13 protein-coding genes are annotated in these 12635 nt (G+C 34.7%); 12 read left to right on the top strand and 1 reads right to left on the bottom strand.

All coding sequences use genetic code 11. From position 1 onward, the window contains the following. Position 1: 1 nt before the first annotated feature. The 9 genes from CBF31_RS04470 to CBF31_RS04430 all read left to right on the top strand — a co-directional run bounded on the left by CBF31_RS04470 (position 2) and on the right by CBF31_RS04430 (position 8560). Positions 2 to 460, top strand: a complete 459-nt coding sequence (locus CBF31_RS04470; protein WP_126831195.1) for an EF2685/EF0750 family sortase-dependent surface protein — start codon at positions 2 to 4, stop codon at positions 458 to 460. Positions 461 to 474: 14 nt separating this feature from the next. Next, positions 475 to 1314, top strand: a complete 840-nt coding sequence (locus CBF31_RS04465; protein ID WP_126831194.1) for a WxL domain-containing protein — start codon at positions 475 to 477, stop codon at positions 1312 to 1314. 30 nt (positions 1315 to 1344) lie between these two features. After that, complete coding sequence (locus tag CBF31_RS04460; protein WP_126831193.1) at positions 1345 to 2127, top strand: WxL domain-containing protein; 783 nt, start codon at positions 1345 to 1347, stop codon at positions 2125 to 2127. 43 nt (positions 2128 to 2170) lie between these two features. After that, positions 2171 to 3034 carry a WxL domain-containing protein gene (locus tag CBF31_RS04455; protein ID WP_126831192.1) on the top strand — a complete coding sequence of 288 codons (864 nt, stop codon included), beginning with the start codon at positions 2171 to 2173 and terminating at the stop codon, positions 3032 to 3034. A 37-nt stretch (positions 3035 to 3071) separates the two neighbouring features. Beyond that, on the top strand, positions 3072 to 3896 hold the full coding sequence (locus CBF31_RS04450) for a WxL domain-containing protein (RefSeq protein ID WP_126831191.1): 825 nt from the start codon (positions 3072 to 3074) through the stop codon (positions 3894 to 3896). An 80-nt stretch (positions 3897 to 3976) separates the two neighbouring features. Then, complete coding sequence (locus CBF31_RS04445) at positions 3977 to 4750, top strand: WxL domain-containing protein (RefSeq protein ID WP_126831190.1); 774 nt, start codon at positions 3977 to 3979, stop codon at positions 4748 to 4750. Positions 4751 to 4826: 76 nt separating this feature from the next. Beyond that, complete coding sequence (locus tag CBF31_RS04440) at positions 4827 to 5936, top strand: WxLIP family cell surface protein (protein ID WP_126831189.1); 1110 nt, start codon at positions 4827 to 4829, stop codon at positions 5934 to 5936. Position 5937: 1 nt separating this feature from the next. Then, the gene (locus CBF31_RS04435; protein WP_170167879.1) at positions 5938 to 6954 is read left to right on the top strand and encodes a class A sortase; all 1017 of its coding nucleotides are present in this window, start codon (positions 5938 to 5940) and stop codon (positions 6952 to 6954) included. 214 nt (positions 6955 to 7168) lie between these two features. Continuing rightward, positions 7169 to 8560: an L-cystine transporter gene (locus CBF31_RS04430; protein ID WP_126831187.1), complete on the top strand. Its 1392-nt coding sequence runs from the start codon at positions 7169 to 7171 to the stop codon at positions 8558 to 8560. A gap of 45 nt (positions 8561 to 8605) precedes the next feature. Here CBF31_RS04430 and CBF31_RS04425 read toward each other — a convergent pair whose 3' ends face one another. Then, positions 8606 to 9934: an amino acid permease gene (locus CBF31_RS04425; protein WP_126831186.1), complete on the bottom strand. Its 1329-nt coding sequence runs from the start codon at positions 9932 to 9934 to the stop codon at positions 8606 to 8608. Between the two features lie 297 nt (positions 9935 to 10231). Here CBF31_RS04425 and CBF31_RS04420 point away from each other — a divergent pair, with 297 nt between their 5' ends. The 3 genes from CBF31_RS04420 to CBF31_RS04410 all read left to right on the top strand — a co-directional run bounded on the left by CBF31_RS04420 (position 10232) and on the right by CBF31_RS04410 (position 12207). After that, the gene (locus CBF31_RS04420) at positions 10232 to 10687 is read left to right on the top strand and encodes a MepB family protein (protein WP_126831903.1); all 456 of its coding nucleotides are present in this window, start codon (positions 10232 to 10234) and stop codon (positions 10685 to 10687) included. Positions 10688 to 10827: 140 nt separating this feature from the next. Beyond that, positions 10828 to 11655: a bacteriochlorophyll 4-vinyl reductase gene (locus tag CBF31_RS04415; protein WP_126831185.1), complete on the top strand. Its 828-nt coding sequence runs from the start codon at positions 10828 to 10830 to the stop codon at positions 11653 to 11655. Positions 11656 to 11778: 123 nt separating this feature from the next. Further along, positions 11779 to 12207: a Fur family transcriptional regulator gene (locus CBF31_RS04410; protein WP_126831184.1), complete on the top strand. Its 429-nt coding sequence runs from the start codon at positions 11779 to 11781 to the stop codon at positions 12205 to 12207. Positions 12208 to 12635: the final 428 nt, after the last annotated feature.

Below are 12635 nucleotides of genomic sequence, written 5' to 3'. Positions count from 1 at the left end.
AGTGAAAAAATTCATGTTAGCAGTTGCTCTCTTAATTTTAACGATAGTTTTTTACCCCATAAGTTTTGCTGAGGAAGAGGATGGCAATTACCATTCGAATGCTACAACAAGTTTCTATGGTAAATATGTTCCAAAGGAAGATGAGAAGCCGATTGAAAAAGATAAGGAAGATGAGGATGAGGTTGTGAAAAGACCACCTCGTGGACCATCTTCTGGCAGTGGAAGTTCTGGTTGGAGTGGGTCTGGCGGGTCAAACCATTCGAATTACTCTCCGTCAGAACGAGTCCCATCAAGAGGGTCAGGTAGTTCTTCAGGAAGTAGTTATTCTGGAAACAGTAGTGACAAGATTATTCCTAAGGCAGGAAATAAAGATTATGGCATTATCACATTAATAGGTCTTTTATCATTAGTAGGCAGTGGTTTACTAATTGGAAGAAATAAATTTAAACAATCAAACTAAAAGGAGAAATTATAATGAAAAACACATTTAAAGCAACAGCAGCGCTTATGTTATTTGGAACTATGTTAGGGACAGCGACATTAGCATCAGCAGAGGAAACACAGCAACAAGATGCTAAAACAACAGGTAAATTAACTTTGGATAACGAAGGTAAAGATCTACCTATTGATCCGGTCGATCCAGAGGTAGACCCAGGTGAAGAAATTGAGACTGATCCTAAAGAACCAGAAAAACCAGGGGAGCCAGGTACACCTGGTGGAGAATCAGCTAAGGGGTTATTAGCGGTAAACTTCGCACCAAACTTAAACTTCGGTCAACAAAAAGTGTCACAAAAAGAAGAAACATACAACGCTTGGTTACAAAAAACCAAACAAGGTGAGAAAAAAGAAACTGCTAACTTTGTTGAAGTAAAAGATATGCGTGGTTCAGGTGAAGGATGGTCTTTATCAGTAGCCCAAGTTGGTCAATTCCAAATTGGTACTGATGCAGATAAAGTGTTAAAAGGAGCAAAAATTTCGTTTAAAAATGGTGAAATCAAATCTAAAAATGACGAAAATTCAAAACCGACTATGACCTTGGGTGACGGTAATGGAGCGGCTGAATTAACTGCTGGTAAAGCAGCTGGCGAAGATGCTGAGAATCCTGCTGCAACAACAGGTCCAGCTTTACCATTAATGGAAGCTGAAAAGGGTAAAGGAATGGGCTTAAACGAATTAACGTTTGGTGATACAACTAATGATACTGCAGCAGATGCTGTAACTTTAACAATTCCAGGAAATATTAACCAATATGTTGGAGCATATCAAACAGGTTTAGAGTGGACATTAGGTGCTGCTCCAGGGAATCAAGAATAATATAAATAGAATATAAGGGGAGTTACACTAATGAAAAATACAATGAAACTAATGACAGTAGTCTTAATCTCAACATCAGTATTAGGAGCAGCAACAAGCTTTGCAGCAGGTGAAACAAGTAAAGCAACTACAGAAGGTAAAGTTCAATTCACGAACGAAGATAATAATGAAGTTGAACCTCCGGTTAATCCAGAAACAGATCCTGAAGGAGAAGTTGTAGAGCCAGGTGAAGAACCTGGTGGAGAACAAGGTACTGCTGGTCCTTTACAAATTAACTGGGTATCAAATTTTGATTTTGACATTAATAAAGTATCAATGGTTGATAAATTTTATGATGCTAAACTAACAAATGATAAGAAAACAAAAAAGCCGTTAGCTAACTTTGTCCAATTGACAGATAAGCGTGGAACAGGTGAAGGATGGTCTTTATCAGTTACTCAAAAAGGTGAATTCACCTCTGAAAAAAATATATTAGATGGTGCACGTATCCACTTGAAAAATGGGAACATCACATCTAATTTAGGCGAAGAAACTTTCCCAAGTATGGATTTAAAAGAAACGCCTGCTGAAGGTGCAGAAGAAATTAGTGGTCAAGGAACATTAGTACCGGATCAAAAACTGCCATTAATGACTGCGACTGAAAAAAAAGGTATGGGACGTTATTCATTATACTTCGGTAAAACGACAGATGGGTCAGCTGAATCATCTGTACAATTAGAAGTACCAGGAAACATTGTGAAATATGCTGATGTTGCATATACAACAGCATTAGAGTGGAATTTAGAAAGTGCTAAACCGAATATTGAAGAATAATCTTCAATTAATATAAAAATCAATATAAAAGGGAGATTTTATTATGAAAAACACATTTAAATTAGCAACAACAGCATTACTATTAAGCTCAGTGTTAGCTGCTCCAGCATTTGCTGCAGAAGATTCAGATTCATCAACGACTAAAGCGAAAGTTAGTTTTAAAGCTGGTGGTACAGATCCTGAAGGTAACGGAGAAATTAACCCTCCAACCCATCCTGATGAGCCAGGTCAAATTATTAAACCTGAGGGTGGTACTGAAGGTGAACCAGAAGTACCAGGTGAAGAAGGAAAACCAGGCACACCATCTAAACCAGGTGGAAATACTGGGAATGGTGGACCGTTATCATTAGATTTCGTTTCAAACTTCGACTTTAAAACAAATGCAATCTCAACTAAAGATGAGTCGTATTTTGCAGCAGTTCAACAAGTAAGAGAAATTGAAGATGGCGAAACTGAACCAAAACCAGATGCGCCTTTAGTAGAAGCTCCTAACTTTGCCCAAGTTACTGATAAACGTGGTTCAGGCGCTGGATGGAACTTAACTGTTACTCAAAAAGGTCAATTAGAAACTGAAGATAACAAAGTTTTAAATGGTGCTCAAATTACATTACATAATTCAACAATTATGTCATCAGTTGATGATGAAAAACAAGCTCCAGCTCTTGCAAAAGAAGGAGACATTAAAATTACTGTTGGTGAAACACCAGTAGCAACACCTTTAATGACTGCTGATAAAGAAAAAGGAATGGGTCAATTCCAAGTTAAATTTGGGACATCAAAAGCTGAAGAGACAGCTTCTAAATCTGTAGAGTTATTTGTACCGGGTAAAACTGTTAAATATGCAAAAGATTACTCAACATCATTAGAGTGGAACTTAGCTAACGGACCATTAAATACTGAAGTTTAATAAATCGAGAATTATAATCAATTGGAGGAACTATATAATGAAAAAATTTGTACAATTCGCAACAGTTATGACATTATTATCAACTGCATCAATTACAGCATTTGCTGACGTATCAAATGGAGAAAAAGGTGGAGAAAAAACAAGTAACGGTTTAGTTGAATTCTTCCCAAGTTCATCAATCACAGATCCTAAAGATCCAGAAGATCCAAATGGTAAACCAGATCCAGAAAACCCAGAAACACCTTGGGATCCTAAAGACCCAGAAAATAAACCAGAACCAGGTACTAAAGGGCCGTTATCAATCGATTTCGCGTCTAACTTAAACTTTGGTGAAAATAAAATTACCAATGAAGACGAAACGTACTTTGCGCGCGCACAAAACTTCTATGATAAAGATGGTAAAGTGACAAAAGTTCGCCCTAACTATGTTCAAATTTCAGATAACCGCGGAACAAATGCTGGTTGGACATTAACAGTAAGACAAGAAGGTCAATTTAAGGCTGAAAAGAAAACATTAAACAGTGAATTAAAAAATGCTGTTATTACATTAAAAGCACCAAATGTTCAAAGTAATTCAAATGCAACTAAACCAGAAGCTGCAAAAGAAATCGTATTAAATCCTAGTAAAGTTGAATCGCCTGTAATGTCAGCAGCTAATGAAGCTGGTGCGGGTACATGGACAAACGACTGGGGTACTGTTGAAGAAGTAACTGAAATGAACAAAAAAGGTGAAGAAGTGAAAGCTAACGTAACAAAAGAGGTAACTCTTGATGTTCCGGGTTCTACTTCTAAAGATGCTGTTAAATATGCAACTAAATTAACTTGGATTTTATCAGACCAACCTGGTAACGCAGAAGCATAGTTTGTAGACCTATTGCAAGAGAGTGTTGTGTTAAGCAGACATTTCTCTTGCTTATTATAATAAAAGGAGAGATAATTAAAATGAAAACATCATATAAAGTGTTAACTACTGCAGTATTAGTAGCTTCTGTATTAGGAGCATCTGCTTCATTTGCAGCAGAAGAAGATCAAAAAACAACATCAAAAGGTAAAGTAACATTTGAACCTGCAACAGGTGAAGGTAGTGTTACACCACCAGCAGAGCCAGAAAAACCAGGTAAACCTATTTTCCCTTGGGATCCAACTGATCCAGAAGGTAAACCACAACCAGGTGGACAAGGACCATTGTCTATTGATTTCGCATCAAGTTTTGATTTTGGTAAACAAGAAATCGTATCAGGAGATCGTCATTACAAAGCTGCTTCACAGTTAGCTTCAAAGACTCCTATTGAAGACGGAAAAGCTCCTGAAACAAGCGTTCCTAACTTCGTTCAAATTACAGATAGCCGTGGAACCGAAGCTGGTTGGACATTATCAGTAACTCAAGAAGAGCAATTTAAAACAGCTAAAAACAAAGTTTTAACGGGTGGTGTTGTAACGTTAGGTAACACTAATTTCTATAGCCATTCAGAATCTGCAGCAGCTGAAGGTAGAACTGAAGTTGTTTTAGCACCAGGTAAAAAAGAAGTAATTATGGTGGCTAAAGAGGGTACTGGTGCCGGTACTCAGTTTGCGCAATGGGGAACTGAAGAAACAGACAATGGCGCTGAAAGTGTTGATTTATTTGTTCCAGGTGGTACTACTAAATATGCACAAGAATACACAACTGTTTTCAACTGGGAATTATCAGAAGAAATCGCTAACCAAGAAAAATAATGTATCATGTTAAAATCAGTTGCTTTAGTCTAACTAAAGCGATTGATTTTTTGTGGTAGAAAAGGAGATTGAATGAATGAATAAAAAAGCAATAGGATTTTTAGCTACATTAAGTATGCTAGCAGTGACGGTATTTAGTTTTGGAGGGGCCTCTCAAGCTTCAGAGTTTAATTTTGCTGTGACACCAAAAATTCCAAAGAATCAAGTCGATAAAGAGAAATCATATTTTGACTTACTTCTAAAAAAAGGTGAAAAACAAACATTAGAAGTAGAGCTTAGAAATGATACAGATAAAGAAGTGGAAGTATCTACTACAATCAATAGTGCTACAACTAATATTAATGGTGTAGTTGAGTACGGTGCTAATGGTCTTAAACCAGATAAAAGTCTGACTTACAACTTAAAAGATTATGCAAAAGCGCCTGAAAAGGTTAAATTACCTAAAAAAAGTAAAGAAGTTTTAAAGATTGAACTATCTTCACCAGATAAAGATATGCCAGGTTCTATGGTAGGTGGTATTACATTTAAAGAAGTAAGCAAAGAGAAAGAAAAGAAGAACAAAGATGCAGGCGGCTTATCTATCAAGAATGAATTTTCATACATGGTTGCGATTGTTTCTCGCCAAAATGAAGATAAAGTAAAACCTAACTTAAACTTAACAAAAGCTTTTCCAGGGCAAGTTAATGCACGTAATGTTATTAATGCAAATCTACAAAATGACAAACCAGCATTTATCAATCAGCTTAAATTAAATACAAAAATTACAAAACGTGGTAAAGATGCTGCATTATATGAAACAACTAAAGAAGGAATGCAAGTTGCTCCTAACTCAAACTTTGATTTCCCTACTCCATTAGAAGGTCAAGAATTAAAAGCTGGTAAATATACTATGCATATTCTTGCTTTAGGTGGGAAACATGAAGATGGTAAATTTAAAGATGACAAAGGTGAAACTTACCGTTACCAATGGGAAATGACAAAAGATTTTGATATTTCAGCTGATGAAGCGGATCAATTAAATAATTCTGATGTAAGTATTAAAAAGACTAATCCGTTATGGTATGTATTAGGTGGAGCTATCTTATTAGCTCTACTAGGATTGCTTATTTTCTTCTTAAAACGTCGAAATGAAGAAGATGAAGACGAAGAAGATGATGAAGAAGAAGAAGAAACAGAGGCAAAATAATATGCCAGAAAACAATGAATCTAATCAAATAAATAAGAAACAAGACAAAGCCGCTTCTGACGAAGCGGTTCTGTCAGTTAAAGAAGAAATTGAAGTGCCTACTTCAGAATCGATTAAACAGGATACAAAAGAATCTGAAGATAAACCTCAACCTGTTAAGAAAAAGAAAAAAACATCAGGTAAAAAGAAGAAAAAAGGTAAGAAAAAAAAGAAAAAGAAAAAAGGCAAGAAGAAAAAAGAGCCATTAAATTTAAAATGGTTAGTCATTCTTTTCGCTTTAGTGTTATTTTATGGTGGTGTATTATTGATCAGTTTACCATTTTTAAAATCAACTTATCTTAATTATAAAACGGTGGATTTTGAATATGTGGTGAACAACGAATTACCAAATGTTATCAAAAAAACTGAAGAAATCCATCCTCCAACAGTAAAAGAAGCCATGGAAACAGAAAAACCAGCTCCTGAAAGTGTCATAGGTCAATTATCAATTGCTAGTGTAGACATGAATATTCCTGTTTTTGCTGGAATTACGAATCAAAATTTATTATTTGGCGCAGTTAGCATGTATGTTGATCGTGATCCTCTTATTGATAATATTGTGATTTTAGGTCATCATTTAGGATACAGTGGTAAGTTATTTAGTTCATTATTAGATGTTAAGAGGAAAGATATTATTTCTATTCGGTATCTGGGTGTAGATTATGAGTATGAAGTAAGTGAAGTTGGAATGATTCCAGAAACTGATTTATCTGTTCTTGAGACGACAAAGGATGATAAGGGTGTAATTACGTTGATTACGTGTGACCAAGCAAATGAAACAGAAAATCGTTACATTGTCAAAGGGCGTTTAATTGAAGAAGAAAACTCCAAAGCACAAAGTGAGAACGAAGCTAAAAATCAATCTACAATTAAAACAATTACAAAACAAAATTTCACATATAAAGATGCTTTACCGTTAATTTTGACTCTTGCAGCAATAATTTTAGGGACAGGCATTATTATTAGATTAATAAAATAAACATACCAATTGCGGTATGTTTTTTTTGTTAAAAAGTCGTTATAGTTGATTTGCTTACTTTTGTATAGTAATATAGGTTCAATCACTAATAAATGAGAAACATTCTCACTTGTTAGGTCAACTGATTCGGAAAAAATGAGTGGACTGAGACCTTTACTCTTATGATTGATTCGTTCGCCTGTCATTTGGTGAACACCTTAAAGGAGGAAGTAAAATGACAACCGTTTATACAGTAGTAATTTTAGCGTTATTTGTTTTAATTTTATTTGGGTTTTACCGTATGCAAAAGAAACATGTGAAGTTTTCTAATCGCGTTTTTATCGCATTGGGAGTAGGAGTGGTCTATGGTGTTATTATTCAACTGTTATTTCACCGTGAATCAGCCGTTACAACACAATCGATAGATTGGATTAACATTGTAGGAAATGGCTATGTGAGTCTTCTACAAATGCTTATTATGCCACTTATTTTTGTTTCAATAGTAGGGGCATTCACTAAGCTAGAAAGTAATAAGAATTTAGGGAAAATAAGCTTTACTGTATTAGCTACTTTATTAATTACCACAGCAGTATCAGCATTTATAGGGATTATGTCTGTTTTCTTATTTAATCTACAGGGAGCAGAGTTTACTAAGGGGGCCGCTGAAACAGCACGTATAGCAGATCTTGCAAGCCGCCAAGAAATGGTGCAAGATTTAACAGTTCCACAACAAATTGTGTCATTTATTCCAACGAATATTTTCGCAGATTTATCAGGGGCACGTGCTACAAGTACGATTGCCGTTGTTATTTTCTCAACTTTTGTAGGAATGGCTTATTTAGGAGTAAAACGTAAAAGTCCAGAAGAAGCAGAATTTTTTGCTAAATTAATTCAAAGTTTATATAAAATAGTGATGCGTATTGTGACATTAGTCTTACGTTTAACACCATACGGAATTGTTGCGTTAATGACTAAAGTATTAGCGACAAGTAACTTTGCTGCACTTTTAAATTTAGGGAAATTTGTACTGGCTTCATATGTAGCGTTAGGATTAGTCTTTATTATGCACATGCTAGTATTAGTTGGAGTAAAAGTTAACCCGTTTGTTTATCTTAAAAAGGTCATGCCAGTTTTAAGTTTCGCCTTTACTTCTCGATCTAGTGCAGGAGCGTTACCTATGAATATAGAAACACAACGTAAAGCATTAGGAGTAGATGAAACAACCGCTAACTTTGCGGGAAGCTTTGGTATTTCAATTGGTCAAAATGGCTGTGCTGGTGTTTATCCCGCTATGTTAGCGGCTATCGTTGCACCAACAGTAGGGATTGATGTCTTCAGTCCAATATATATTCTAACTATCATTGCAGTCGTAACCATTAGTTCATTCGGTGTAGCTGGTGTTGGCGGTGGTGCCACATTTGCTTCATTAATCGTACTAGGAAGTTTAGGCTTACCTGTTGCTATTGTTGGGCTAGTTATATCTGTTGAACCACTAATTGATATGGCAAGAACAGCAGTTAACGTAAACGATAGTATGTTAGCTGGAGTTGTAACAAGTAGACGTATTGGGGAATTAGATGATGAAGTCTTAAATGATACAGAAGCGACAGTAACGTCGTCATTATAAAATATAAAAGAAAAAGCAACTAACATCACTGTTAGTTGCTTTTTGTTATGTATTTTTATATTTCATTTCATACATGATGAATAGTCCTAAGAACCATAGTGGACTAATAATTAATGAGAAGCGCATGTCTGGTAAGATTGCTAAAATCACAATAATTAGTGCTAAGAAAGCTAAGCTTAAGTAGTTACTAAATGGTGCGAATGGCATTCTGAATGACCCACGCTCTTTATTTGATTTGATGTATTTGATGTGGCAGATTAAGATAATCGCCCAAATGAATAAGAAACAAACTGTCGAAATCCCTGAAATTAAACTGAATACTCCTTCAGGCATGATGTAGTTAAGTACTACTGTAATTCCTACAACCATAGTTGAGAAGTATAATGATAATGATGGATTTTTACGTTTTGTTAATTTAGCAAAAGGTTTTGGTGCATTGTCGTTAGCAGCTAAACCATATAACATACGACTTGTACTGAAAATCGCACTATTACATGCTGATAAAGCTGAACTTAGAACAACAAAGTTAATGATACTTGCAGCACCAACGATACCGATTGTTGAGAATACTGTTACGAATGGGCTCTTAGTAGGATCAATCGTGTTCCAAGGTTGGATACTCATGATAACTGCTAAAGAACCAATATAGAATAATAAAATACGGATTGGAATATTATTAATAGCTTTTGGAATAACTTTTTCAGGATCTTTTGTTTCGCCGGCAGTTAAACCAACAAGTTCAACTCCAGTGAATGAGAATACTGCTAATTGGAAGGCTAATATAAATCCTGTGAATCCTTTAGGGAAGAAGCCACCATGTTTATAAAGGTTAGTTAATGATGCTTTTCCAACTTCTGTTTCATGTTGTGTAATAATCATATAAAGACCAACACCGATTAAAGCGACAATGGCGATAATCTTAATTAAAGCTAACCAAAACTCAATTTCACCAAATAATTTAACTGATGTTAAGTTTAAAAGCATTAAAGCGATTAAAACGATAAAGGCTGGAATCCATTGTGGTAGGTTCGGGAACCAGTACCTCATGTAAATCCCAATGGCAGTTAAATCTGACATCGCCACACTAATCCAACAGAACCAGTATGTCCAACCGGTTATAAAGGCGGTTCGGCGACCTAAATATTCATGAGCCAAGTCAACAAATGAATGACAATTTAAATTTGATAATAATAACTCTCCTAGACCACGCATAATCAGGAAGATGAAACCTCCGACTATTAAATAGACTAATAAAATAGAAGGTCCGGCTAGTTCGATTGATTTACCAGATGCTAAGAACAACCCTGTTCCGATAGCGCCACCGATAGAAATCAACTGGACATGACGGTTACTTAATCCTCTTTCTAATGACAATAAAAAACACCCTTTCTTATTTCGAATCCCCTATTTTTATTTATTAATTATTTATGAAAAAAATAGGGACTTTATTAGTATAACTTATTTTTTATGAGAATCCTATTAAAAAATGTACACATTATACAAAAAAAACTGTATTCGCTTTCTTTTAACTGTTAGGTGGGGATTGATATAGACCGGTTTGTTAGTTTCTGTGCGTTTCATGAGAAAAATGTTGTTAGTTAGTTGAATTGCTAATTGGCTATGGAAAGTGTACTCTTAATAAAAGTAAAAAGAGGAGAAAGGATGTTGGGAATGCAGAATAAAATAACAGAAAGATTAGCTAAACTTTCGAAAGAATTGAATAAGTCAATTGATATAGTAAAGTTCGAAAAACAAAATGAAGAATATGCAGGTGCGATTATTGAATTGTCAGGTGTTTTAACACGGTACAGGTTAGCGAAAGTAACACCTAAAAAAGTAGGACTATTTGTAGCATTTTGGGAAAAGGATTCACAAAATAAAAATAAACCCTACGACTTGGATAGGTCTCCTGACTACCTCATGATAGAGGTGGAGGAAGAGAAAAATAGAGGCCTATTTTTGTTTGATCAGTCAGTGTTAAAAACAAAAGGAATTTATTCAACAGCTAATTCCAAAGGTAAGATGGCAATTCGTGTTTATCCTGAATGGTCTCATGATTTGAATAAACAAGCAACTCAAACACAAAAGTGGCAGTTAAATTACTTTAATTCCTTTACGATTAAATAATATTGACGATTATCTTCTATATAATGTTAAAGATGATTTTAGGGTAGGAAACAGAGCCAATAAATCAGTCTTAGGACGGAATCTATATAGTGATATGTAGCGTATACTGTGAGATAAGAGTTACCTAGTGGAGGTTATATATGAAGAAAAATAAACAAGCAATTAAGTCTAATTCTGTATTTATCGTGAGGCAGTTACTAAAAATACCAGGAGTAAAAGTTTCTAGAGAAGCTTTTTTATTGGAAGCTTTCACAGATTATGTTTCAAGTGCAGATCAAAAATCAGAACTATTAGAAAAAGGCCCAACTGAGATATTTAATCAAGAAACAGTAGATAAAATTGCATTAAAAAAAATAAAAGCAGCAACAAAAAGTGCAACTCTGATGTCATTTGTTACAGGGGTACCTGGTGGTTTTGCAATTTTAGGAACATTGCCCGCAGATACAGTACAAATATATGCTACGACGTTAAAATTAGCACAAGAATTGTCTTACATATACGGGTCAGAAGATATTTGGTATAAGGATTCAAAGGAAATAACGGAAGCAGAAGATCAGTTGTTAGTTTATCTTGGTGTCATGATGGGCGTCAATGTTGCGGCTTCGGCTACTCGTATGTTATCTAATACCTTAAGTAAAACGGTACTTGAAAAATTACCGAATCATGTTTTTCAGCAAACAGTCGTCCATCATGTTGCAAAGAAAACCTTAAAATTATTAGGGTTGAAGTCATCTAAAAAAGCACTAAGCCAAGGGTTAGCTAAAGTAATACCTTTAGCAGGAGGTATTTTCTCTGGAGGCTTAACCTATTTTGGTATCAAACCAATGGGGTATCGCCTGCAAAAAGTTTTGAGTGAAAGTGTGTATGGCTACGATGAAGAGCAAGCTTTGGATGATATAGAGTTACTTCTATTGGAGTATAATGAAGAAAGAGTAGATAGTTGTGCGATAAGAAGTCAAAAAGTTTAAAAAAGTTCATTTTACTCTCAAATTTAAGTGGTTATATTTTGAATACAAGCCCTTATCTTGAAAAATCACTATTTTAAGAGTATTATTAATAATATAAACTACAGATATAAGGAGGAGGAAGCTATGACAGAAATGAAAGTAGAAGCAGCAGTTGCACAATTGAAACAGTCAGATATCAGAATCACTCCTCAGCGGTATGCTATTTTAGAATACTTAATTGAAAGTCACTCTCATCCGACAGCAGATGATATATATAAAGCATTATCCAAACGTTTTCCGAGTATGAGTGTGGCGACGGTTTACAATAATTTGAGATTATTCACAAAAATAGGATTTGTTCAAGAGATGGCATATGGGGATTCATCTAGCCGATTTGATTTCAGTAGTCAGAAACATTACCATGCTATTTGTGAAGAATGTGGAAAAATAGTAGACACATACTATCCAGGCTTAGATGATGTAGAGGTTGCTGCTGAACAATTAACAGGTTTTCAAATAAATAAACATAGAATGGAACTGTATGGCATTTGTCCGGATTGTCAGAAAAAATAACGTAATCATATTTTTATGATTACGTTATTTTTTTATAAAATCTCAGTTATTAAAAAAATATAGATTTAGACTTGCCTTTTTATTCTAAACTTGGTATATTAATACATGTCCTTGAGACAAACAAAAAACGTGTTTAACATTTTTAAAAAGCTGTTGACACCGATTGGATCAAGTGATATCATAACGAAGTCGTTATAAATAGACGAGCTTAAAACCTTTAAAACTTAATTAAAAAAACTTTTTAAAAAAGTAGTTGACGAAGTCAACTAAACATGTTATTCTAATTAAGTCGTCAAGAACGACAACGTAGACCTTTGAAAACTGAACAAAGTAAGACGAACCAAACGTGTAGGATGTTGTTCTCATTAGTTGAGACAACAAACTAAATTTTAAGATTTTTATTAAAAATCTAAGTGAAGTAACATTCG

It is taken from the genome of Vagococcus fessus (assembly GCF_003987565.1).
Taxonomy (GTDB): domain Bacteria; phylum Bacillota; class Bacilli; order Lactobacillales; family Vagococcaceae; genus Vagococcus_D; species Vagococcus_D fessus.
Note: the sequence above shows the minus strand (reverse complement) of the source record. Positions and strands in the feature narration are given on the sequence as shown.